Annotated in this window: 25 protein-coding genes, 1 tRNA gene and 1 pseudogene; 11 read left to right on the top strand and 16 right to left on the bottom strand. The window is 68.3% G+C overall.

What is annotated here, in order from left to right:
- The first annotated feature begins 43 nt into the window (after positions 1-43).
- Positions 44-538, top strand: coding sequence for an MSMEG_6728 family protein (locus tag MTP10_RS04565; protein WP_310707719.1), 495 nt, complete (start codon positions 44-46; stop codon positions 536-538).
- Between the two features lie 48 nt (positions 539-586).
- Here the strand turns inward: MTP10_RS04565 and MTP10_RS04560 are convergent, their stop codons facing one another.
- From MTP10_RS04560 to MTP10_RS04550, 3 genes are all read right to left on the bottom strand, one after another.
- Positions 587-1,753 (bottom strand): Dyp-type peroxidase, encoded by a 1,167-nt coding sequence (locus MTP10_RS04560; protein ID WP_310707718.1) that lies wholly within the window; start codon positions 1,751-1,753, stop codon positions 587-589.
- The gene (locus tag MTP10_RS04555; protein ID WP_310707717.1) at positions 1,753-2,271 is read right to left on the bottom strand and encodes a copper chaperone PCu(A)C; all 519 of its coding nucleotides are present in this window, start codon (positions 2,269-2,271) and stop codon (positions 1,753-1,755) included. Before MTP10_RS04555 ends, MTP10_RS04560 begins: the two co-directional genes overlap by 1 nt.
- A gap of 82 nt (positions 2,272-2,353) precedes the next feature.
- Entirely contained in the window at positions 2,354-2,899 is a 546-nt protein-coding gene (locus tag MTP10_RS04550; protein ID WP_310707716.1) for an MFS transporter, read from the bottom strand.
- Between the two features lie 206 nt (positions 2,900-3,105).
- On the opposite strand from MTP10_RS04550, the gene MTP10_RS04545 reads away from it, so the two are divergent.
- Positions 3,106-3,807, top strand: coding sequence for a hypothetical protein (locus MTP10_RS04545; RefSeq protein ID WP_310707715.1), 702 nt, complete (start codon positions 3,106-3,108; stop codon positions 3,805-3,807).
- 114 nt (positions 3,808-3,921) lie between these two features.
- Positions 3,922-4,470, top strand: coding sequence for a universal stress protein (locus MTP10_RS04540; RefSeq protein ID WP_310707714.1), 549 nt, complete (start codon positions 3,922-3,924; stop codon positions 4,468-4,470).
- 9 nt (positions 4,471-4,479) lie between these two features.
- Here the strand turns inward: MTP10_RS04540 and MTP10_RS04535 are convergent, their stop codons facing one another.
- Positions 4,480-5,856: a PLP-dependent aminotransferase family protein gene (locus MTP10_RS04535; protein ID WP_310707713.1), complete on the bottom strand. Its 1,377-nt coding sequence runs from the start codon at positions 5,854-5,856 to the stop codon at positions 4,480-4,482.
- Positions 5,857-5,925: 69 nt separating this feature from the next.
- On the opposite strand from MTP10_RS04535, the gene MTP10_RS04530 reads away from it, so the two are divergent.
- From MTP10_RS04530 to MTP10_RS04510, 5 genes are all read left to right on the top strand, one after another.
- The gene (locus MTP10_RS04530; protein WP_310707712.1) at positions 5,926-6,375 is read left to right on the top strand and encodes a carboxymuconolactone decarboxylase family protein; all 450 of its coding nucleotides are present in this window, start codon (positions 5,926-5,928) and stop codon (positions 6,373-6,375) included.
- Between the two features lie 3 nt (positions 6,376-6,378).
- Positions 6,379-7,590: an MFS transporter gene (locus tag MTP10_RS04525; protein WP_310707711.1), complete on the top strand. Its 1,212-nt coding sequence runs from the start codon at positions 6,379-6,381 to the stop codon at positions 7,588-7,590.
- Positions 7,591-7,806: 216 nt separating this feature from the next.
- Positions 7,807-7,926: a DLW-39 family protein gene (locus MTP10_RS04520; protein WP_013130296.1), complete on the top strand. Its 120-nt coding sequence runs from the start codon at positions 7,807-7,809 to the stop codon at positions 7,924-7,926.
- 16 nt (positions 7,927-7,942) lie between these two features.
- Entirely contained in the window at positions 7,943-8,671 is a 729-nt protein-coding gene (locus tag MTP10_RS04515) for an HAD-IA family hydrolase (protein WP_310707710.1), read from the top strand.
- Between the two features lie 16 nt (positions 8,672-8,687).
- Positions 8,688-8,760, top strand: a tRNA-Ala gene (locus MTP10_RS04510).
- A 59-nt stretch (positions 8,761-8,819) separates the two neighbouring features.
- On the opposite strand, the gene MTP10_RS04505 is transcribed toward MTP10_RS04510, so the two are convergent.
- Positions 8,820-9,692, bottom strand: coding sequence for a site-specific integrase (locus MTP10_RS04505; RefSeq protein WP_310707709.1), 873 nt, complete (start codon positions 9,690-9,692; stop codon positions 8,820-8,822).
- Between the two features lie 331 nt (positions 9,693-10,023).
- Between MTP10_RS04505 and MTP10_RS04500 the strand changes: the two genes are divergently transcribed.
- Positions 10,024-10,953: a toll/interleukin-1 receptor domain-containing protein gene (locus MTP10_RS04500; RefSeq protein WP_310707708.1), complete on the top strand. Its 930-nt coding sequence runs from the start codon at positions 10,024-10,026 to the stop codon at positions 10,951-10,953.
- Between the two features lie 105 nt (positions 10,954-11,058).
- Here MTP10_RS04500 and MTP10_RS04495 read toward each other — a convergent pair whose 3' ends face one another.
- Together MTP10_RS04495 and MTP10_RS04490 are read right to left on the bottom strand one after the other, a co-directional pair.
- Positions 11,059-11,466 (bottom strand): DUF4231 domain-containing protein, encoded by a 408-nt coding sequence (locus MTP10_RS04495; RefSeq protein ID WP_310707707.1) that lies wholly within the window; start codon positions 11,464-11,466, stop codon positions 11,059-11,061.
- A 35-nt stretch (positions 11,467-11,501) separates the two neighbouring features.
- Complete coding sequence (locus tag MTP10_RS04490) at positions 11,502-12,467, bottom strand: TIR domain-containing protein (protein WP_310707706.1); 966 nt, start codon at positions 12,465-12,467, stop codon at positions 11,502-11,504.
- Positions 12,468-13,500: 1,033 nt separating this feature from the next.
- Between MTP10_RS04490 and MTP10_RS04485 the strand changes: the two genes are divergently transcribed.
- Positions 13,501-14,007: a hypothetical protein gene (locus MTP10_RS04485; RefSeq protein WP_310707705.1), complete on the top strand. Its 507-nt coding sequence runs from the start codon at positions 13,501-13,503 to the stop codon at positions 14,005-14,007.
- Positions 14,008-14,458: 451 nt separating this feature from the next.
- Here MTP10_RS04485 and MTP10_RS41910 read toward each other — a convergent pair whose 3' ends face one another.
- The 8 genes and pseudogenes from MTP10_RS41910 to MTP10_RS04455 form a co-directional block, all read right to left on the bottom strand.
- Positions 14,459-14,686, bottom strand: coding sequence for a hypothetical protein (locus MTP10_RS41910; RefSeq protein WP_397334416.1), 228 nt, complete (start codon positions 14,684-14,686; stop codon positions 14,459-14,461).
- 149 nt (positions 14,687-14,835) lie between these two features.
- Complete coding sequence (locus MTP10_RS41905; protein ID WP_397334415.1) at positions 14,836-15,099, bottom strand: helix-turn-helix domain-containing protein; 264 nt, start codon at positions 15,097-15,099, stop codon at positions 14,836-14,838.
- A 127-nt stretch (positions 15,100-15,226) separates the two neighbouring features.
- On the bottom strand, positions 15,227-15,685 hold the full coding sequence (locus MTP10_RS04475) for a hypothetical protein (RefSeq protein ID WP_310707704.1): 459 nt from the start codon (positions 15,683-15,685) through the stop codon (positions 15,227-15,229).
- Between the two features lie 600 nt (positions 15,686-16,285).
- Positions 16,286-16,696 carry a Rid family hydrolase gene (locus MTP10_RS04470; protein ID WP_310707703.1) on the bottom strand — a complete coding sequence of 137 codons (411 nt, stop codon included), beginning with the start codon at positions 16,694-16,696 and terminating at the stop codon, positions 16,286-16,288.
- Positions 16,697-16,919: 223 nt separating this feature from the next.
- Positions 16,920-17,130: pseudogene (locus MTP10_RS04465) on the bottom strand (IS1380 family transposase); the annotation flags it as partial.
- A gap of 9 nt (positions 17,131-17,139) precedes the next feature.
- Complete coding sequence (locus MTP10_RS04460; RefSeq protein ID WP_310707702.1) at positions 17,140-17,535, bottom strand: hypothetical protein; 396 nt, start codon at positions 17,533-17,535, stop codon at positions 17,140-17,142.
- 120 nt (positions 17,536-17,655) lie between these two features.
- Positions 17,656-17,970: a barstar family protein gene (locus MTP10_RS41900; RefSeq protein WP_397334414.1), complete on the bottom strand. Its 315-nt coding sequence runs from the start codon at positions 17,968-17,970 to the stop codon at positions 17,656-17,658.
- Between the two features lie 146 nt (positions 17,971-18,116).
- Positions 18,117-18,758, bottom strand: a complete 642-nt coding sequence (locus MTP10_RS04455; RefSeq protein ID WP_310707701.1) for a TetR/AcrR family transcriptional regulator — start codon at positions 18,756-18,758, stop codon at positions 18,117-18,119.
- 46 nt (positions 18,759-18,804) lie between these two features.
- Here MTP10_RS04455 and MTP10_RS04450 point away from each other — a divergent pair, with 46 nt between their 5' ends.
- Complete coding sequence (locus tag MTP10_RS04450; protein WP_310707700.1) at positions 18,805-20,337, top strand: FAD-dependent monooxygenase; 1,533 nt, start codon at positions 18,805-18,807, stop codon at positions 20,335-20,337.
- A gap of 5 nt (positions 20,338-20,342) precedes the next feature.
- On the opposite strand, the gene MTP10_RS04445 is transcribed toward MTP10_RS04450, so the two are convergent.
- On the bottom strand, positions 20,343-22,913 hold the full coding sequence (locus MTP10_RS04445) for a BTAD domain-containing putative transcriptional regulator (RefSeq protein ID WP_310707699.1): 2,571 nt from the start codon (positions 22,911-22,913) through the stop codon (positions 20,343-20,345).
- Positions 22,914-22,918: the final 5 nt, after the last annotated feature.

Below are 22,918 nucleotides of genomic sequence, written 5' to 3'. Positions count from 1 at the left end.
GGTGCCGGAGAAAGGTGGGGGTGCCCGAGAAGGAGGACGGCCCGTGCAGACATTCCTCCCTTATCCCGACTTCGCGAGGTGCGCCGAGGTCCTCGACCCCCGGCGCCTCGGGAAGCAGCGGGTCGAGGCCCTGCAGATCCTGCGCGCCCTCACCGTCCCCGGGTACGGCTGGCGTCACCACCCGGCGGTGCGCATGTGGGCCGGCTACGAGGAGGCTCTGGCCAGGTACGGCCTGGAGGTGTGCGGCCGGTGGTGCGACCTCGGCCGCCAGGACACCTGCGCCGGCACGATCACCCGTGAGGTGGCCCAGCACTGCGGCCACCGCGTGGTGCGCGCCCAGCCGGACCTGGAGACGCACGGCGAGCTGCCGCCGTGGCTCGGCGACGCCGCCCTGCACCTCAGCCACCGCTCGGCGCTGCTGCGCAAGGATCCCGCCTTCTACGTCCCCCTCTTCGGCCCCGAGCCGGACGACCTGCCCTACGTCTGGCCGCCGTCCGACCGGCCGCCGTCGTGCCTGCCGGGCAGCACGTTCGCCTGACCCGGGTCCGCGGCCGCGAGCAGCCGGGACCCGGGCGGGCATGGCAGGTCAGGCGGCGAGCAGGCGGTCGCCGACCCACCCGTCCGGCGCGCAGCCGGGCGGGATCGCGAAGACCGCCGAGCCGATCGGCGTGACCCACGCGTTCAGCAGGTCGCCCTCCGCCACCCGCCGCTGCACGGGCACGAACTGCCGGTCGATGTCCGCCTGGTACGACACGAAGATCAACCCCGACTCCGAGGCCCCGTCGCGACCCACCGCCTCGTCGTAGTTGTAGGGCCGCCGCAGGATCCGCCGCCCCGGCTCGGTGGCCCGGGCCCGCCTGATGTGCGCGAACTCCGGGATGACCGGGAACCCGAGCTGGTTGAGCCGGTTGAAGTCGGGCTCGTCCCGCTCGGCCCGGCCGGTGAGCGGGGCGCCCGTGTCGAGCCGGCGGCCGATCGCGAACTCCCGCGCCGACCGGTCCGCCGCGTCCCACTTCTCAAGCCTCATCCGGATCCGGCGCAGCACCATCGTCGTACCGCCGCGCATCCCCTCGGGCCCGTCGCCGATCCACACGGACCGGTCGAGGTCCGAGGGGTTGACCGTGCCGTCGAGCTGGCCCATGAGGTTGCGCTGCGTCGTGCCGGCCGCCTGCGTGCCCGCGGCGCGCCGGAAGCCGCGCTGGCTCCACCGCACCCGCGCGAAGGCCCGCGCGTCCTTGACGATCATCCGCAGCGCGTGCGCCACCGTCATCGGATCGTCGGCGCAGACCTGCACGAGCAGGTCGCCGCCGCTCCACCGGTCCTCCAGCTCGTCGGTCTCGAACGCGGGCAGCTCCCGCACCGGCGACGGCACGCCCGCCGCCGCGAACAGGCCCGGCCCGAACCCGAACGTGATCGTCATCCGGGCGGGGGCGACGGCCAGTTCGGGCTCGGTGTCGGCGAGGGCCGGCCGTCCCTGGGTGAGCCGGCGGGCGTCGTCGGTGAGGAGCTGCATCAGCCGGACGATCGCCTCCTTGCCGGTGCCGGGCAGCAGGTCGAGCCCGAGGAAGACGGCGTGCGCCTGCGGGGTCGTCGCGACGCCGGCCTGGTGCTCGCCGTGGAACGGCTCCACCCCGTCGCCCGCTCCCGGAACGGCTGGTGCGGCTCTCACAGGTACGGCCGTGGCTCCCCCGGCCACCACCGGGAGCGCGACCCCGCCCGCCAGCAGCCTCCGGCGGCTGATCGCGGCGCCCATCAGTGCCCCGTCCCCGGCTGGTAGTCCTCCTTGCCGCCGGCGAAGTCCTTGCCGACGGCCGTGAACTCCAGCGGCGAGCCGCCCTTCACCGTGAGCGTGAACGGCACCCGCACGCCCGGCTTCACCTCTTCGGTGACGTCCATGAGCATGATGTGGTCACCGCCGGGCCGAAGCTCGTGCGTGCCGCCCGCGGGCACCACGATGCCGCCCTCCTTCGGCCGCATGATCATCTTGCCGCCGGACTCCACGACCTCGTGCAGCTCCACCTTCTTCGACAGGGGCGTGCTGCCGGCGACGATGGTGATGTCGGCGCCGGTCGGGTTGACCAGGGTGCCGAACGCGGCCGTCATCCCCTTCTTCGTGGTCTTGACCCACGGGTCGGTGATGGTGAGAACGGCAGCCTTTCCGGCGGCGGCAGAAGGGCTCACCCGGGCGGCGGACTCGGTGGCCTCCTGGCCACCACACGCGGTCAGCACGCAGACGGCGGCGACGAGCACCAGAACATGACGGGAGAACATGGGAAACGCCTTTCTCCACCCGGGTACGGGCATGCCGAACATGCGCACGTCCCAGATGCGGTTGTCGAAAAGAGGGGAGATGTCAGAACAAATCGACAACCATCGGCGGACCCCGCCGGCTCACCGCGTACCGCAGCACGGCCCCGCGCAACACCACCGGCCGGGCCGTACGAACCATGACGAACGGCGTCCAGAACACGGGCAGCCGCACGAGCAGCAGCCGCACCGCCAACCGGCGCAGCAACGCCCAGAACAACGCCTCGCCCCGGGCCAGCCACAACCCCGTCAGCAGCGTCGCCCACCCGTGCGCGACGAGCATGCCGAGCCCCGGCACCAGCCCCGCGTGGGCGTCCGCCGGCATCTCGACCGGCGAGGCGGCATGGGCCAGCGAGAACACCACGTGCAGCACGGCCTGCGCCCCGCCGAGCAGCGGCAGGATCGCCCGCGCCGTCCGCTCACGCCCGGACAGCGGACACGCCGCCGCGAACACCGCGCCCAGCGCCCCGGCCACCATGCCCGGAGCCACGCTTCCCCCGCCGAACGCGTGCGCCCCCCAGCCCAGCCCGACGCACACCACGGCGAACACCGCGGCACGCACGAGCCGGAACGGAACCGAGGCGGGAGACACAGACGGGATCATCCCACGCGCACCCCACGCCCGGTGATCCGCACGTTCAAGGGGCGACATTGCCCGGTCAAGACCCTCCTACACGAGGACCTACCCGGGCATAATGGCGGCCGATGCCGATACATCATGAGCCGATGCGCGAAGAGCCGATGCTCCATGAGCTGACAAATCATGAGCACATGCATCATGAGCCGATAAATGCGGACTTGTCGGCTTTCGCGGCCACCATGGCCCCCGTCGTCAACGCGGTCCACGTCAACGTCCACGCCGCGGCCCGCCGGCAGCGCGACGACCACGCCGAGGCGTGCGGCCTCACCCCCGGCCTCCTCATCGACCTGCGGTACGTGCTCCCCGCGCGCCCGCTCACCCGCCGCGACCTGTCCGTCGTCTACCGGTACGGCACCGCCGCCGAGCTGGACGCCGAGATCGCGGCCCAGCTCCGCCAGGGCACGCTGGCCGAGGACGCCGACGGCCTCCTGCGGCTCACGGACGCCGGTCGGTCCTACCTCCGCGGCCTGTACGAGGTCCACGCCGCCGCCACCCGCCGCCTCTGGGACGCCTACGACGTGCCGGCCGTGGCCGCCCTGCTGGGCGAGGTCCTGGCGCGGGCCGCGGCCGAGCCGGGTGGCGCGTTCGCGGTGATGGCGCCGCCGTACGAGCCCGAGGGGACGCCGCCCGGCCTGCTGCTGTTCAACCGCGTCGCCGCGCTGCGCTACCACCGGGCCGACGCCCACGCCGCCGCCTGGCACGCCGCCGGGCTGACGGCGGACACGGTCGTCGAGCTGGGCTGCGGTCCGCTGCGTGACCGGATCGAGGAGGACACCAACCGGCGCGCCGCCCAGCCGTACGCCGCGCTCACCGGCCACGAGCGCGAGACCCTGTTCGAAGGGCTGCTCGCGCTCATCTGACCTCTCGGGAAGGGACCTGCCGTCGTTCCGCCCCCGCACGCCACGCCCCGGAGTAGCGAGGGACTCCAGAGTTCGCAAAGTGCCACCTTCAGGTAACCAGCGGCAAGGAGCAATATGGTCGAGTACCCCTTCGAGGAGGGTGCCGTGGATCATGACCTGCCCGGTGGGCCGAGGCTGATCGTGGGGATCGACGAGACCCCGGCCTCGCGCTGGGCCCTGGCCTGGGCCATCGGGGCCGCCCGGCTGCACCGGATGACCCTGGTCGCCGTGCACGTCAGCCGGGCGCCGGTCCACCCGTTCCCCGAGGCGCTGCCGGTGCAGCAGGCGCTGCGGTCCGGGGAGGAGGCGCGCTGCGCCGAGGTCGTCGGGGGGGTGTTCGAGGACGTGGCGGGCGGGATGCCCGAGGACCTCACCACGGCCGTCGTCGGCCGGGTCGGCGACCCCGGCTACCACCTCGTGGACCTGGCCCGCGAGGGCGACCTGCTGGTGCTCGGGCGCAGCCGGCGCGGCCTGCTCAGCCGCATGCTCCTGCCGTCCACCAGCATGTACTGCGCGCGGCACGCCAGGACGACGGTCGTCATCGTGCAGCAGCCGTCGCCGCCGGACGACCCGGAGCTGACGGGGGAGCGGGCCAGACGCTTCTGGACCCGCAAGCACTTCTAGCCCTGAGTTCTAGCGCAGGGACTCGTCGAGGAGGCGAAGACCCGCGGGGAGGTCCGGCTGCCGGATCGCGCCGTAGCCGAGCACCAGCCCGGGCAGCGCCGGGGTCTCGCCGCAGTACGCGTCGAGCCGCTCCACGGCCAGCCCGGGCGCCGGCCGTACGGACACGCCCGGGGCCAGCCGGGCGCAGAGGTGCAGGCCCGCGACCGACGGCACCACGCGCAGCCGCTCGTCGCGCTCCAGCGCGGCGGTGATCAGCGCGCGCCGGGCCGCGTACTCGCGGGTCGCCTTCCTGATGTGCCGCGCCAGCAGCCCCTCGTCGATGAACTGGGCCAGCGCGGCCTGCGTCGGCAGCGAGCCGTGCCAGTCGGTGAGCTGCTTGGCCGCGCGCAGCGCGGGCGCCAGTGAAGCCGGCGCCACCAGGAAGCCCAGCCGCAGCGCCGGGAGCAGCGTCTTGGAGAACGAGCCCACGTACACCACCCGGCCGGCACGGTCCAGGCTCTGCAGCGGCTCCAGAGGGCGATCCCCGAAGCGGAACTCGCTGTCGTAGTCGTCCTCGATCACCACGGCCCGGCGCCGCTCCGCCCACGCCAGCAGCGCCGCCCGCCGCGCCAGCGACATCGGCGTGCCCAGCGGGAACTGGTGGGACGGCGTCACGTACACGAGCCGGACCCCGCCCGGGATGGCGGACACGTCGATGCCCTCGCCGTCCACCGGCACCCCCACGACCCGCGCGCCGAGCGAGCGGAACAGCAGCCGGGCCGGCGGATACCCCGGCTCCTCCACCGCCACGCACGCGCCCGGCTCGATCAGGACCCGCCCGACGAGGTCGAGCGCCTGCTGCGCGCCGCTGGTGATGAGCACGTCGTCCGCGCCGGCCCGTACGGAACGGCTGACGCCGATGTGCCGGGAGATCGCCTCCCTGAGCCCCTCATGCCCCGCCGGGTCGCCGTAGCCGGTCGTGAAGGCGCTCACCCGCAGCTCCCTGGCCACCAGCCTGCGCCAGCTCTCCATCGGGAACAGCCGGTGATCCGGCACACCGGCCCGGAAGTCGTACCGGGCCGGGGACACGGGTGCCGCGGCGGGCGGCATCGACCGCCACAAGGCCCGCGGCCGCACCACGCCCCGCGGCGCGGCCCGCCCCCGCACCGGCTCCGCCGACACGAACGTGCCCGCCCCCGCCCGCCCCACCAGGAACCCGTCGGCGACGAGCCGGTCGTAGGCCACCGCGACGGTGTTGCGCGAGATCTCCAGGCGCCGCGCCAGCTCCCGCGTCGGCGGCAGCCGCTCACCCGACCGCAGCCGGCCGTCGAGGATCGCCTCCAGCAGCTGCCGGTAGACCTGTGCGGCCAGGTCACCCCGGCCGGTCAGCGTCACGTGGACGTCCATGCTTGGCCCAATCAATTCGCCGGAAATTGGAGCTTACACCGGGACAAGCCGCTCCCTAGGCTCGGTGTCATGACAGAACGCATGGACCTCGGTGCCCTCGCCGGAGAGGCGTACCGCGCGATGGCCGGACTCGACCGATTCGTCAAGGACAGCACCCTGCCCGCGCCGCTGCTGGAGCTCGTCCGGCTGCGGGCCAGCCAGATCAACGGATGCGTGTACTGCGTGGACATGCACAGCTCCGACGCCAAGCAGGCGGGGGAGAGCGACGCCCGGCTGCACGCCGTCGCCGTGTGGCGCGAGGCGCCCTTCTTCACCGACCAGGAACGGGCCGCGCTCGCCCTCACCGAGGCCGCCACCCGCCTGTCCACGCACGACGTCACCGACGAGGTCTGGGACGAGGCGGCCAGGCACTTCGACGAGCGGCAGCTCGCGGCCCTGGTGGTGGCCGTGGCCACGATCAACGCCTGGAACCGCATGGGCGTGGCCACCCGCATGACCCCCGAGTCGTACAAGGGCTGACCGGTGGGAAACGACCTCAGGACCCTGACCGCCGCCCAGCTCGTGGCCTCGACCGGCGACGGTGCGTACCTCGTCACCTCGGCGCTGTACTTCACCGGCGTCGTCGGCATGTCGCCCGCGCAGGTCGGCGTCGGGCTGACGCTCGGCTGGGCCGTCGGCGCGCTCGCCGGGGTTCCGCTCGGCCACCTGGCCGACCGGCGCGGCCCGCGCGGCGTCGCCGTGCTGCTCGCCCTCGCCACCGCCGCGGCGGTCGCCTCGTACGTCCTGGTCCGGTCGTTCCCGCCGTTCGTCCTCGTCGCCTGCGCCTACGGGACCGCGCAGACCGGCCTGTCCGCCGCCCGTCAGGCCCTGCTCGCCGGGCTGGTCGAGCCCGCGAACCGGACCCGCGTCCGGGCCGCGCTCCAGTCGGCGCAGAACGGGGGACTCGCCGTCGGAGCCGCGCTGGGCGGCCTGGCCCTGCACCTGAACTCCCGCGAGGCGTACCTGGCGGTGCTGGCCGTGGACGCGGCCTGCTTCCTGGGCGCCGCCCTGGTGCTGCTCCGGCTGCCCGCCGTGCCGCCCGCGCCGGTGACCGCCGGTCCGCGGCTGGCGGTGCTGCGCGACCGGCCGTACGCGCTGGTCACGCTGATCAACACGGTCATGCTGCTGTACATGCCGATGCTCAGCCTGATCGTCCCGCTGTGGATCGCCCAGCGCACCGCGGCCCCCACCTGGACGGTGTCCGTGCTCCTGCTGCTCAACACGGCGGGGGTCGTGCTGTTCCAGGTCCGCGTCGCCCGCCGGGTCCGCGGCCTCGCCGACGCCTCCTCCTCGGTGCGGCGGGCGGGGCTGGTCATGCTGGTGGCCTGCGCGGTGTTCGCGCTGTCGTCGGCCGGCTCGTCGCCCTGGCTGGCCGGCGCCGTGCTGCTGGCCGGGGTGGTGCTCCAGGTGGTGGGCGAGCTGCTCCTGGCCTCGGGAGCCTGGGAGATCAGCTTCACGCTGGCTCCGGACGACAAGCAGGGGCAGTACCAGGGGTTCTTCGGCACGGGGACGGCCGTGGCCCGCATGCTGGGGCCCGCGCTGCTGACCACGCTGGTCATGGGATGGGGGACGGTGGGGTGGCTGGTGCTGGGGCTGATGTTCCTGGGGGCGGGCGTAGCGATGCCGCCGGCCGTACGATGGGCTCGGCGCGGCATGGCCGTCACTCCGGTGTCGTCCCAGGCTGTTGAATCGTGAGAACAACCCCGCGCGCCTTGCCCCGCATGATCAGATCGTTGTCCAAGATGGACGGGTAAGGCGGGTCTCACCTGCGCCAGCCTTGCCATGCTTTGCACATTCCGTACATCTGGTTCGTGCGCGAAACAAGGACCGCAGCGAACCCTTGCTAGGCTGCATGTCAACCGTTGGGTCTCACCCCGGCAGGTGAGGCCGTCGAAGAAGTGGGGTCACACCGTGAAGAAGCTGCTTGTTCTGGCGCTGGTCGCCCTTGGGGGGTTGCTGATCTGGCGCAAGGTGCAGGCTGACCGCGCCGAGCTCGATCTCTGGACCGAGGCCACCGGCAGCGAGAACTAACCGACCTGGCGAGGCGATGAGTGACGTCGTCCCCATCCAGCTGGCGTGCCTCGACCTGGCAGGCACAACAGTCGGTGACATCGCCATGGTGGAGCGCGCCTTCGCCGAGGCGATAGCCACACAGGGCATCGTCCCCGGGACCGGAGCGTACGCGCGTGCCATGGTGCACGTGCACCGGTCCCGGGGCTGCCCCAAGATCGATGTCTTCCGTGGGATCTTCCCCGACAACGAAGCCCAGGCGCAGGCCGCCAACCTGACCTTCGAGCGCTCCTACGAGGGCGCCCTGGAACGGGCCGGCCTCGTCCCCATGCCCGGAGTCATCGAGGTCCTGGACAAGCTGCGCGGCTCCGGCCTCCGGCTCGCCCTCATCACGGGCTTCAGCCGCACCACCCTGAGCCGCGTCCTCAGCGTGCTCGGCTGGGACGACAAGATCGACCTCGCCATCTCCCCCGAGGACGCCGGCGGCCGCGGCCGCCCCTGGCCCGACATGATCCTGCACGCCGTGCTCCGGCTCGGCATCGAGGACGTACGCGCGGTCGCCGTCATCGGCGACTCCGAAAGCGACATGCTCTCGGGCCGCCGCGCGGGCGCCTCGATCGTGGCGGGCGTCATGACGGGCGTCCACAGCCGCGAACGCCTCCTCAAGGGCGGTGCCACCCACATCCTCGACACGATCGCCGACTTCCCCAGCCTGGTGCTCAGCGACGACCTGCCCCCGCACCAGATGGGCACGCCGGGCCGGTAAGCTATCTTCGTCTGAAGGGGCCTTAGCTCAGCTGGCAGAGCGCCTGCTTTGCAAGCAGGATGTCAGGAGTTCGAATCTCCTAGGCTCCACCTGCGAAAACGCCCCGTTCCGGATCTTGGAACGGGGCGTTCGTGCCATTAACGTGCCATTAGCCTTTGGCGATCTTCTGTTGCTCGGCGTCGACGCGCGCGGTGAGTGCGTCGACGATGCGCTGGTACGCGTCGCGGGTGGCGTGCTGGTAGATGAGTGCGGCCCGGTCGCTGTCGTGCCCCATCCGGGCCTTGAGGTCGGCCAGGCTCGCGCCTGATTGGGCGGCGAGGGTGTTGCCGGTGTGCCGGAGATCGTGGAAGTGCAGGCCTGCAATCCCATCTCCTTGAGCGCTTCCGCCCACTTGGCCTCGCGTCGGAAGTTGCCGCCCCGCAGGAACGCCCCGGCGCTTGCCGAGGAACACGAAGGCGTCGTCGACCTGGTCGACGTAAGCGGCGAGGTGTTCGGTGAGGGCCGGGATGATGACCGAGGGGATGCTGATTGTCCGCTTGCCGGCCCGGGACTTCGGAGGGCTGAGGCGCATCTCGCCGCCGTCGAGTTCGACGAGTTGTTCGCGGACCTGGACCGTACGCGCGTCGAGGTCGATGCTGCTACGGCGAAGCGCGATCACCTCGCCCCAGCGCAGGCTGGCGAAGGTGGTCAATAGCACCAGGGCTTTGAAGCGCTTGTCGGCCATCCGGTCGGCCAGCTCGAAGACCTGGGTCACGGTGAGGACCGGCCGCTCGGGCGTGTGCTCGTTGTCGGCGCCCTTGATCCGGCAGGGGTTCCGCGCGATGAGCTTGTCCTCTTCGACGGCCGTCATCAGCACGGCCCGCAGCACGCGGTACGCCTTGGCCGCGGTCGAGACCGAGACGCCTTTGTTGAGCAGGTCCGAGCGCCAGGTGCGGATCATCTGGGCCGAGAGCTTCCCGACCGCTACGCCACCGAGGGTGGGAACGATGTGGCGTTCGAGCAGCCACGTGTACAGCTCCACTGTCTCGGGACGCAGGCCGGGGCGTTCCTTGATCCAGGCACGTCGCTGTAGATGCTCATGGTTACCGCGATCACGAGGGAGCCGCACAGGTGAGCTCATACCCAAGTCAATCGCTTAAGTTAGCCTTCGCTCTCCTCGCCATAGTCTGTGACCAGGGCTGCTGTGATCTCACCTGCGAGAACGAAGAAGCAGAGGTACGTTCGGACTGTGGGTGCTCGCTCATTTCAACGTAGAGTTTGGCTGATCGGACTCGGCAAGGGCTACCAGGTGCAGAGTGGCTGCACAGTTCAGATCTGCAAGTAAACGGACAAAGCTGACATATGGCGGAAGAATGAACACCACCCCCCAAGCTATCTATGACCTCGCAGTCTCCTTCGCTGGCGAGCACCGCACCTATGTCGAGGAGACGGTCCAAGCCTGCAAGGCCTTGGGGCTGATTGTCTTTTACTCCCACGACATGGGCAACGACTGGTGGGGCAAGAGCTTCATCAAGGAGCAACGAACAGTGTACGGCTCACAGACGCGGTTCTTTGTGCCGTTCCTCTCAACGGAGTATCTAGCCAAGCCAATTCCTATGGACGAGTTCTCCTCGGCCATGATGACGGCCGTCAAGCAAGGTGATGGCTACATTCTGCCAGTCCTGATCGGTGACGTGCAGGTGCCTGCCGAGCTTCTACACCCGCATATCCACTACCTGAGGGCAGAAGATCACACACCTGATCAGCTCGCGGAGCAACTCCGCACGAAAGTTCGGGGGGCGCAGGCCAGAGGACATCTGCCCCGGGATGTCGGCACAGTAGTACAAGAAGCGATGGAGCTCCGTCTTCCGAAGGTGGTCCCCGCCCATTTCAGCAAGTACCGCGAGCTAGAGGCTGTCTTTGAGTATCTCGGCGTCCAGTTCCAGGGTGCTGAACCGCAGCTTGAACCGCTGGGCTTCGTCACTACCGTTAATCGGATACAAGACCGGATATCCATCCGTATTGAGCAACAGGGGCAGGTCGTGTACGCCTTGGATATCTACAAGGGCGGGGACATGGGCGATGACAAGCTCCATTTTGGTCTCGACCATCACCGTGGGCTTAGCCGCGGGATTAACGGCTGGGCCGAACCATACTTCAACCGACAGGCCCAGAAGCCAATGCTAAAGATGATGGATTTTTCTGTGTTGGGCAGCCTCGGAAGCAGTGGCGACCGCGAGTTCACCAAGGAGGAGCTATTCATGGCGTTGTGGGAGCGGATCGTGGAACGGTTGGAGCAGTGATAGAAAGCGCTATTCAGAGAGCACCGCAAGAGCTTTCCGCGTTTGCCATCAGAGTGTGCACAGCTTTTAAGTGCCGACGAATCTGTGGTCAACGCCGTATCGGCTTCATTGAACTTCCTTCTTCGTCTTAGGCTGCTTGGCGGCAATCTTCGCCCAAACTTCCATTTCCTGACGCTCGATACTGGTAATAGTGCTGGCCAGCAGGGAATCCTTCGTGGCGAGATTATCATAAGGCGCGCCGCCAGTGAGATATAGACGACGCTGCGCCTCTACCGCCTCGCGTGCAGCGCTGAATCTCAGATAGTCATCATGCCAGTGAAAAATAGATTTCAGCCCAGTCAAGATAACGAGTATAGCCCCCAGTATTGCAGGCGTTTTCGCATTGTCTGGGATTAACGCCGCCGAGGCCGGGATAGCTGCTGAGATAAGTAGTTGCATTACTTCGGACAGCCGGTAATAGCGCCTAGCCTTAATTGCGGCTCGTTGATACCATCTATAAGATTCATTGGCCACCCGTATAGCGTATTCAGCAGGTTGATCAGATGAAGTCACGTCGAAGTCGTTTGAGAGGGCGCGCCGCTATCAGAGCACGCGCTGGAAAGCCGGCTAAAGTCAAGTGCTTCAATCATCTCAAGTCCATGGTCCGCGCAGAAATGATCAGCAACTTCGTTGATTGTCCAATATGCGATAGTAGTTGCGTCATCTCTAATGGCTTCACGAGACCAATAGGTAAGCCTTATGTCCTGATCGTCCGGAATTAGGTCACCTGGCAGGTGGCTGTCGGTGATCGGTCTAGCTTGGACGCGAATATCTAAAGATCTGACAGTCGCTAGATCTGCCATTAGCTCTGATTGCGGTATACCCGTCATTCGGCGCAGATAGTCGAGCGAGATGTGAACATGTAGGGGCAGCTCATAGCGACAACCGAATGCCAACACGGCTGAGACCGCTCGACGCTCACGAGGGGACATCCTCCGAAGCGCTTCGTAGAAGTCTCGGCTAACCGCCTTTGTTCGGCGCTTCTCTCTCTTGGATCTCGCCTTCATTCTACGCCAGAGTCGATCAGGGCTTACTGGATAGCTCTCTTTGGGTCGCCAGTGGTCCAACTTCTGCAGGACCAGAGCCCCGAGTTCTTGAGCCCCATGCGTTCTTGCATCGACATAACTAACGGTAGGGCGCAGGCCAGGCAATTCTGTATCGTCGAACCTTACGGGAAGAACATACTCCTCGTTCTCCTGTAGCGCTCTCGCCTGAGCGCTCTTGCGTTCGTGATTTGTCCACACCTTGCGAGCATAGTTTTCGGAAACAAACAGAATGCAATAACGAGACGCATTCCTGTATATGGAGTCAAGGTGTTCATAAAGATCCTTGCCCCACAGTGAGGCCTTCTCGTATTCGTCATAGAAAACGCGAACGCCGACCGCCTTGAGAGTTGCGGCAACTTGTTCTACGTAATCCCGCTCCTCGCCGGCAAATGAAAGAGCAACATCATATCGGGAGGTGTGTGATGCCACAGCGTGAGTCTAGCTTTCCCAGCTCCTCGGGTGAAGCAACATCGGGCAAGGTCCTCCGGCTCCGGGATGGTCGTCGTGTCGGGCCAGAGGTTCCCAAGTGGTCGAGGTGGAAACCTGATCATCCCGTCTGCCGTCGCCCCGGGCAATGCCGAGCAGACCAGAGCCACGGGTAAGGGTCATTCCTTCAGTAGGGCGCTCCACCTTGACCCCGTGGCTTTGGCGCTTCCCTTCGGGCGAGGACGACGGCAGACGGGATGATTGGAGGGTAGGGTGTGCGCTTCCCGCAGAAGCAACCAGGTGACGGGCATGATCGTCGTGCCATTAGCGTGCCATTAAGGGCGGTCAACACCGGTCAGCCACGGTCACTCGCGGACTGTCCCTCGCCCAGGTCGAGGCCGCTGTGCCTGAAGATCAGGCCGTTTTGCAAGCAGGATGTCAGGAGTTCGAATCTCCTAGGCTCCACCTCATGAAACGCCCCGTTCCGGATCTTGGAACGGGGCGTTCGTGCCGTTAACGTGCCATGAACATAATCTCGCGAACTGAAGGAGGATCAGGAGAGTTCGCCACGCACGTGGATGATCCGATCAGGCTGCTCTATGCCTCTGACCTGCACTCAGCCCTTCCCGTAGACATGTCCGGACCGGATCAGAGACTTGCGTAGCCCCCGCGGTGCAAGGCTGTCGTCGTACATCTGACACAAGCCTTCAAGCGTGTCGGAGAACAGGTATTCGTAGGTGTACACCCTGCCGAACCGGGTCCACTCATGACGGGCGATGGGGCGCCTCAGAATCCTCTCGAACCATGCTGCGGTCGTTTCTGCGAGCTGCGGCATCGACCCGTCGGCCACGTCGGCCGGAAGACGGGTGGCGGGCGGAGAACGGCGGTCTCTCACCGGCGCGTGTGGCGGAGGAGGCTCGCTCCAGCCGTTATCTGTCGCTGCTGGAGCGCCAGCGGATCGGAGCCTCCAACGAAGGCGGTTCAGGCCCAGGGCCGTCGCCGGGTTGTCGGCGAGAAGGGAGAACGGGATGCTTTGGTGGTGATCAATGTCAGGAAGGGCCTTGTCCTGCTGACGATGGGGACGGCGCTGGTGCCGGTGTACGCGGCACTCAATTACGTGGCCATCCAGATGGGTGATGAAGCGCTGCGTCGAGGGCCGGAGTGGGAGGGGGGTGTCCCGCTGAACGATGCGATGAGTCCTGTGGCCGCGTACGCGTGGATGTGGACCTGCTGGGTCGCCCTCGGGGCGGGCTTGGTGGGCGTCGCGCTGATCGTCATCGGCGCCCTTCTCCTCCGGCTGCGCGGCCGTGGCCGGACCGGCCTCTTGACAGCGGCCTGGGTCATCGCCGTGCCCTATCTGCCCATCCTCTTCCTGGCCTTGCTCAACCCCGTGCGGGCCGGCATCTTCGACTTGCCCGACTACGAAGCAGGGCTTCCCTGGTGGCAGTCGGCTACGCATTATCTTCTGATGGCGGCTGCGTTGGTACAGGCCATGGGCCTGACCTGGCTGGCCCGCGCATCGGCCAATCCGTCACGTCGGTGACCACGCAACTTCGCCATGCTCTCTGGCCCTCGCTCGCTCCCCAACAGGTGGAACGGCAGCGGCGAGAAGACTGGCCCGATAGAGTCCGCGGCATTCCCCGTACCGTTAACGCCGCCCCCATCGGGCGAGAGCGCGAATGACGGTAGGGATGTCCTCTCGGCGCGCACGCATGAGTGCGACAAGTCCGAGCACCAGGCAGGGGAGAACTGTGATCAGGACAGCAAAGGGCAACGACACGACAGAGCCACCTCTCGGGATCGGTGTCTGTCGCTGGAGCCTGCAACGCATCATGCACGGCGACCGCGCACCCACAAAACAGAATCCAGCGTCCAGAACGCTGAGCCCGAGAATCACATGTCGCGTCGCTCTCGTCAACCATCCAGGTCACCTGCTGGGCATGCTCGATACTGGCGAACGGGCCGTGCTCGTCTAGCAGTTCCCGGCGCAGTGTCTAGTGGAAGCGCTCAACCTTGCCGGTGGTGGTGGGTGAATGCGGGCGGGTCAGCCGGTGGGTGATGCCGTAGCGGCTCAACGCCTCCGCCAGGGCCAGGCAGACGGCCCGGCCGGTAGGGCACGCCACCACGGTCGCGGCGACGCAGCAGCGGGAATGGTCGTCGATGCCGGTGGCGACCTTGCACTCGGTGCCGTCGGCCAGCATGATCCCTCCGACGATGTCCATCTGCCATAACTGCATCGACTCGGATCGTTGCCAGCGCGTGTAGTCCTCCCGTCGCCGGCCTCTGGGGTTGACCTGTACCAGCCCATGGCGCACCAGCACACGGTGCACCGTCGCCTTCGACGGCACCGGCCCGGAGCAGCCTCGGCGGGTCAATTCCCACACCAGGCGCGGGCACCCCAACGGGGGTGGTTACGCCGCAGTTCGCAGATCAGCGCCTCCACCGCGGCCGGTGTCCGGGCCGGCGAACTACGCGGGCGCGAGGAGCGATCCGACAGCCCGGCCAGCCCCTGATCGCGGTATCGGCCCAGCCGTCGATGAACGGTCTGACGGGAGACACCGAATCGGCGGACGATCTCGGTGACACTCGCCCCGGACAACACCTGCAGCACGGCTTGATACCGCTGCTCGACCACGCTCAACTCCACCAGCGCTCAGCGAAGTGTCACACATGTCCTGAGCACGGTGCGTCGCCTGGCTAGGGATCAAATGCCAGACTCCCTGATCCTGACCCACGGCGAGGCGGCCCGGGACTGCCCTGGACTATCCGGAAGAAGCCGCAAGGACAGCGCAGAGCAGAAGGAAGAGGGCAAGCACCAGACCACGACCCCGCCACGACAGGTGCGGCGCGCTCACCAGGGCAGCCAGTGGGTAGGCGAACACTCCGGCGACCACGCTGACCGGCACGTCGGCTAGCTCCCAGATTGGCACCAGGAAGAAGGGCGCGAGCACGGCGACGATCCATGCCGGGCGCACCCGGAGGAGGTGCAGCAGCGGCCAGGCGAGCACGACCGCCGCCCAGTTCCCCACAGTCCACGCCTCGGCCAACTGGCCGATACAGCCGAAGTGGCCGCAGCGTGAGTCGTCGGACAAGGCGGCCACGAGCAGCAACCAGCCGAACTGGATAAAGGGCAGGATGATGCCGGCGAGCCCGGCGGCGACCACTCGCTCGGCAAGCCGCTTCTCGGCGGTGGGTGAGGCATTCGCGTTGCATGTATCCACACCGTGAGAATCTGATCCGGCTGTCTCGCGAGGCATACGCATTGATCACGATTCAAGTGGAGCGCAGCAGGTGCGCCTCCCCGCGGACCAGGATGCGGATCAGTTGTCTGCGTCCTATCGTGTGCTCAGCGCGTACAGCAGAGAAGTACGGCAACGAGGCCTTACACGACACACTCTGTCAGTCGGGAACTGCTCTCTGAGCTGGGCAACGCCGACTTCGGGTGGTACCCGGCTTCCGTTTGCAAGCAGAATGTCAGGAGTTCGAATCTCCTAGGCTCCACACATGAAAGCCCAGGTCATCGGCCTGGGCTTTTGATCTTTATTGCCCTAGGTCTGGTCGCGTGCCCAATGGGTCGTCGAGTGTGCACGGAGCTCATTGACGAACAAGCGTTGGTCGTCGGGTAAGTCGTCGCCATCGCAGTCGAACCATTCGTACGCCTTCACAGGTACAGGGCTATGGGGGCTCTACCAAGCGAGGTAGCAGGCCGTGGCGTCATCGCGGGTCTTTCCTCGCGGCCAGCGATGGCCGCGAGGTCGGAATGCTCCGCCGGGCGGACCATGAGGCCCGCCCATGGTCACGCCTCCGCCCAGCCTTGCCGCTTAGGAATCGAGTACGGCGGCGACGGCTTCGATCTCAACGAGCTGGTCGTCGTAACCAAGCACGGTGACGCCCATCAAGGTGCTCGGTACGTCGTGGTCACCGAATGAGTCCCGGACCACCTTCCAGGCAGCCCCCAAATCCTTCTGCCGGGTGGACGCGACGAGAACCCTTGTGCTGATGACGTCGTGCAATGATGCGCCAGCGGCAGTGAGAGCCGCCTGCATGTTCTCAATGGCTTTCGCTGCTTGGCCCGCGTAGTCCCCAATCGCTGCCGTCGAGCCGTCCTCGTTCAGGGGACACGCTCCGGCGAGGAAGATGAGTCGTGACTCGGCAGGCGCCGTGGCTGCGTAAGCATACTCGGCGACGTCGGACAGAGAAGCGGAGCGGATCAAAGTGATGGCGCTAGGCATGGCCCTCAGTTCCCTTCGTATCGGGCACAGGGCGACCATCCTGACATCGGCCTCCTTCTGCCGCCTCCTCTTTTCGCAGCCAAGCCGCCCGTACCTTGCGGCCCGCGGACCTGGGATCGGTGAAAATCAGACCCTTGCCGGTGATCTGGATCAATTGGTGGTCAACTTTGACTGTGCCGTAGGCGTTTGGGTTCGTAGCGGTGGGCGTGGGTGTCGTGCAGGGGGGCACGTTGGCCAGGCCGGTGTCCTTGGCAGAGCGGATGCGGTCCTCGTATCTGTTGCGGCGGCTGTGGCGTAGCTCCAGGTCGGCGAGTTGGCCGCGCTTGGTGTTGGTGGCCAGACACGTGAAGCGGTGTCCGTCGAGGTCGGTGAAGCGCAGTTGGGCGCCGGGGATGCGGCGGTAGCCGCCGGGATATCTCCAGCCATCCCGGTGGAGCTCTGTCCTACCGCATACCCATGAAGTGCATCCAGACGAGCATCGCGACAAGCGCGGCGAACATGACACCGGTGGAGGCATACGCAGCCAGGTCAAGCGGACCGGTGGTGTGGGGATCACCGCCATCAGTCGCTGCGAACATGTAGACAATGGAGGAGAAGAGCGGAAAAGCCAAGAAGCCGATACCCACGGAGCTCTGAAGCTGCCGCCGCCGAGGACCATCAACCGGCTCTGCCGAGATGGGTGGCTCAGAATAATCGCCTCGACGAGACCGGCGAATCCCCTCGAATGAGGCTTTTACTGCCAGAGCAACCGCGGTCACCTTGACCGCCAGAAGGAGCCAGAAGAACGGCCCACGCACGTACACCTCGGCGCCGCTGAGCCACCTTGCGAGATAGAGCACTCCCAGTAGTCCACATACGCCTAAGAGAACCTTGTGCGAAGCGGGCATTCTCGACAGCATTCCAGAATTGTGACGGGAGTACCTCCGCACCGCAAGACCAGCCTCCGGCTCTGGGGACGCTCAGTTGGGCAGGTGTGGGCGGTGCGTAATTCGAAGGTGCAGTGATCGCACAGGCCCATGCCACGTCTTGTGCCTGAGTTCGTCGAGGAGTCGGCGGACCTTGTCGAAGAGATCGGCGCCCAGGTTGCCCTTTCTTTTCTGCCAATGAGTCCATGCCAACTTCACGGGTCGCTTCACATCGGTACTCAGCCGGTCCCGGAGCACGGCGAGGTTGTTGCCGTAGTACGGGCCGAAGTCCAAAGGTCCGCCAGCAACCGCCGCAGTCCAGAGCTTGATCGCCCGGCCGTTAGCGTGCCATTGCGGGCGGCCAATCACCGGTCGATCACGGTCACTCGCGGGCCGTCCTAGGCGTAGGTAGCGTCCTGGCGATGGCGCGCCCGCCCCAAGGACGTGCCGGGCACGGTCCGCTAATCAGCGGCTCCTGACCGGCCCTCTCTCGGCCGACCCCGATCGGGATGCCGTCACAGGCCGTCGGGAAGCGCCCGTTCCAGGCCGTCGAAGGCGCGCACGGCCAGTGCTCGCTGCTCGTCGGCGATGTCGTCGGCGCGCTCGCCCGCCAGCAGCCGCGCGGCCGTGGTGACGTAGATCGTGCGACAGGCCGCGACGGTCAGCGCCGCCCCCAACCTGGCCCGCGAGTCGCCGGGCTCGACCCCGGCGGCCTCCGCGAGGAGAGAGGCCATGGTGTCCTCCATCTCCTCCACGGCCTCCCTGGCCCGCGCCCGCAGCGACGGCGCCGCCAGCACGACCCGCCAGAAGTGCGGGAAGTCGTCGTGCAGGCCCGACAGCGGATGCCGCTGGTCCATGAGCTCCAGCAGCATGCGGCGCAGCGGGACGAGCGGGGACTCGCCCTCCCGACGTTCCCGGACGGCTCGCGTGATCAGCTCCGCGGCCTCGGGAAGCCGGTCGAGGAAGAGGTCCTCCTTGCGGGGGAAGTGGTTGAAGACCGTCATAGCGGAGACGTCAGCGGCTTCCGCGACCTCGGCGACCGTGACGTTGTCGAAGCCGCGCTCGAAGAAGAGCATCGACGCCACATCGGAGATCCGCTGCCGTGTCTGGCGCTTCTTGCGCTCGCGCAGCGTTAGGGGGGCGGGATCGTGGTTCACGATTCCAGTGTAGCGAGTAAAAGATTTTAGTGACTATAGTGAAGTCATGGACTTCGATGTGGTGGTGGCAGGGGCAGGTCCCGTCGGACTGATGCTCGCCTGCGAGCTTCGGCTGGCGGGAGTGTCGGTGGTCGTCGTCGAGCGGCTGACCGAGGTGGACACGACGATCAAGGCGGGCTCGATCACCCTGCCGACCGCCGAGGCGCTCTACCGCCGCGGGCTGCTGCCCGCGGCGGCGGAGATGCAGCGGGAGGTCTTCGCGCGGTTCATGCGGCCGGGTGCGGGCGGAAAGTTCGGGAAATCCGGCCCGAAGGTTCTCGGCCACTTCGCCGGCATCATGCTGCACAACGACATGCTCGACACGTCCGATCCCGACTTCGCCGGCCACGGCCCCGCGGCGGACGTTTCGCTGGTGCCCCAATCCGAGCTGGAGCGCCTGCTCGGCGACCGTGCGTCGGCCCTCGGCGTCGAGGTGCGGCGCGGTGTGGAGCTCACCGGGTTCGACCAGGACGCCGAGGGGATCACCGTCCACACCGGCAAGGGTCCGATCCGCGCCGCCTGGCTCGCGGGCTGCGACGGCGGCCGCAGCACGGTCCGCAGACTGGCCGGGTTCCAGTTCCCCGGCACGGACCCGGAGATCACCGGCCACCAGGCGCTGGTCGAGATGGAGGGCGCCGAAGACCTGGGCATGGGCTGGAACCGCACCGACACCGGCGTCTACGTCCACGGCCCGATACCAGGCCGTATCCTCACCGTGCAGTTCGGCGGGCCACCCGCCGACCGGGACGCGCCGATCACCACAGGGGAGCTCCAGGCGGCCCTGCGCCGGGTTTCCGGGGTCGATGTCACGATCACCGCCGTCCACACGGCCACCCGGTTCACCGACAACGCCCGCCAAGCCACCACCTACCGGATGGGGCGGGTGCTGCTGGCGGGCGACGCGGCGCACGTCCACTCGCCCTTCGGTGGCCAGGGGCTCAACCTTGGCATCGGGGACGCGATGAACCTCGGCTGGAAGCTCGCCGCCGCGATTCGCGGCTGGGCGCCCGTGGGGTTGCTCGACTCCTACAGCGCCGAGCGGCATCCCATCGGCGCGTGGGTCCTGGACTGGACCCGGGCCCAGATCGCGCTGATGCGTCCCGAACCGCACGCACAGGCCATGCGTGACATCGTGACCGACCTGGCCAGGACGGTGACCGGAACCACCTACTTCGCCAAGAAGCTCTCCGGCGTATGGCAGCACTACGACCTCGACGGCGACCACCCGTTGGCCGGCCGTACGGTGCCTGACCTCGAACTCACCGGCGTCGGCAAGCTGGCCGACCTCCTCCACGGCGGCCAGGCCCTGCTCCTCGACCTGACAGGCGGCGACGCGGCACTCGGCCGGCACGCCGAAGGCTACGGCGACCGGATCCGCGTCGCCGCGACGACGTGTCCTGACCGTCCCGACCTCACGGGCCTCCTGGTCCGGCCCGACGGGATCGTCGCCTGGGCGTCAGGCGACCCGGACACCTCGAAGACGCTGGACAACGCGCTGACCCGGTGGTTCGGAGCACCTTCCGAACTCTCGCCTGCCTGAGCCGTTCAGAGCAGCGCCAGCAGGGACCGGGCGTTCGCGTTGCCCTGGCGGTCGCCGGTCTCCTCGAAGACCTCCAGCGCCGCCCGGGCCAGCTCGCGCGAGCGTACGGCCGCGCCCTCCGCCCGGTTGACCTTCGCCAGGGCCAGCAGGGCATGTGCGTCGAGCAGCCGGTCGCCGAGCCGTACGGCGATGCCCCGGGCCCGCTCGGCGGCGGCACGCGCGTCCGGCTTCGCGCCCTGCGCCAGGTGTACCGCCGACAGCTCCAGCAGCGTGTCGGCCTGCCGGTGCCGGTCGCCGAGCTCGGCCAGGCGACCGACGGCGGCCAGCAGCCGGTCGGCGGCCTCGTCCAGCCGGCCCGAGCGGCGCAACATGACGCCGAGCACCTGCTCGGCGTCGGCGGCGTCACGCTGGTTCTCCGCCCTCTCCAGGCAGGCCAGCAGCGCCCGCTCAGCCTCCTCCAGGCGGCCCAGCTCCAGGTGCACGCGGCCCAGCCGGCGCATGACGTGCGCGACCTCGCGGGCGCTTCCCCGGCTCTCGAACATCTCCAGCGCCAGCCGAAGCCGCTCCTCCGCCCCCTGCCAGTCCCGCTGAGCCAGGTGCAGGTCGCCCTGGTCCAGCAGGATGAGCGCCTCGCCCAGGCTGTCGCCGGCCCGCCGCGCCGCCTCCATCGCGGGGCCCGCCAGGGCCCGCCAGTCGTCCAGGAACCGGTGCCGTTCCAGGTAGGGGGCCAGCAGGTGTGCCAGCCGCCAGCAGGCGCCGTCCAGCCCGGCGGCGCTCAGGTCGGCGACCAGGCTCACCAGGAACGCCCGCTCGGCCGCCAGCCACTCGACCGACTCCCTGATGTCCCTGGTCGCCACGGCCGTGGCCGGATCTCCCGACACCAGTGAGAACCGCGACGCCTGCACGCGCGACAGCGCCTTGTCCGCCAGCTTCGCCAACGCCCCCGGCACCGGCTGCTCGCGCGCGAACAGCCGGGTCAGGTCGTGCAGCCGGTAGCGCACCTGCCCGGCCACGTCCACGCCGTGCGTCTCCAGCAGCCCCGCGTCCACCAGCGTCTCCGCCTGCCCGCCGAACAGCTCGGTCACCCAGTCGGCGAAGTCCGGCGCGGACAGCGCGCCCAGCCCGCGCAACGTCAGCCTCGCCGCCTCCGGCAGCCCGTCGAAGCCGATCGCGAACACGCTCCGCACCGTCAGGTCGCCCGCGTGCAGCCGGTCGAGCCGCTGGTGCTCGTCCTCCAGCAGACCCACCAGATAGTCGGCGGTCCACTCGGGGCGGGCCGCCAGCCGGGAACCCGCGATGCGCAAGGCGATCGGCAGGCCGCCGCAGAAGCGCGCTAACCGCCGCAGGGCGCCGTCCGCCGCCTGGCCCGAGCTCTTGACCAGCAGCTCCAGCGCCTCCCCGTCGTCCAGCACGCCCACCGGCAGCCGCCGCGCGCCGAGCAGGCCGCCCAGCGGGGAACGGCTGGTGACGATGGTCGGGCACGAGGTCAACAGCGGCCGCACCTGCGCCTCGCCGGCGGCGTTGTCCAGCACCACCAGGAGCGTGCGGTTGGCGGTGTAGGTGCGAAACAGCCGCTCGCGCTGCTCCGGCGCAGCCGGGATCGCCTGGGCCGGGCAGCCGAGCCAGCGCAGGAAGTCCTCCAGCACGGCCGCCGGGGCCGTGGTCTCGCGCAGGTCGGCGTACAGGATGCCGTCGGGGAAGTCGGGGCGCCGCCGCCATGCCGCGTGCACGGCCAGCGCCGACTTGCCCGCCCCCGCCTGCCCGTGCACCACGACGAGGCCGCCGGTCACCTCCTTCAGCAGCTCGGCCCGGCCGGTGAAGTCGGCCACGTCGGGCGGCAGCAGCACCGGCGGACCGGCCGACACGTGCAGCGAGGCGTCGTCGTGCAACATGCGGTGGTAGAGCAGTTGCAGCTCCGGGTCCGGCTCGATGGCGTGGCCGCCGTCGAGCTGGTCGCGCAGCACCGCGTACGCGGCCAGCGCGTCCACCCGGCGCCCGCTGCGGTAGAGCGCCAGCATGTACTGGCCGCGAAAGCGCTGCCACATCGGGTGTTGCCTTGTCAGCCCGCGCAGCTCGGCCAGGAGCTCGCGATGGCGCCCGGCGTCCAGGTCGGCCTGCACCCGGCGCTCCAGCGCGAGCAGCCGCAGCTCCTCCAGCTCCTCTCGCAGCCGCCGGGTCTCCACCCACCGCTCGCCCTCGGGATCCACGTCGTCCAGCGCCTCGCCGCGCCACAGGGTCAGCGCCTCCTCGTACGCGCCCCGGTCCACCAGCAGCCGGAACCGGTCGACGTCGAGCTGCCCGTCGCCGAGGTTCAGCAGGTACGCGCCGGACACGGTCGTGATCGTCCCGTGCCCGATCAGCCGCCTGAGCTGTCCCACATACCCGCGGACGAGGGAGTCGGACCGGTCGCCGTCCTCGTGCGGCCACAGCAGCCGGCGCAGCCGCTCGGCCGTCAGCGGCCGGCCCGCGTTGAGCAGGAACATCGCCAACAGATCGCGATGCTTGCGCACGGTCGGGGTGCAGTCCTTGCCGTCGGTGTCGCGGACCTCCAGCGGGCCCATGATGCGGAACTCCACGCCTC

The sequence above is a fragment of the Nonomuraea sp. 3-1Str genome, from assembly GCF_031570565.1.
Taxonomy (GTDB): Bacteria; Actinomycetota; Actinomycetes; order Streptosporangiales; family Streptosporangiaceae; genus Nonomuraea.
Note: the sequence above shows the minus strand (reverse complement) of the source record. Positions and strands in the feature narration are given on the sequence as shown.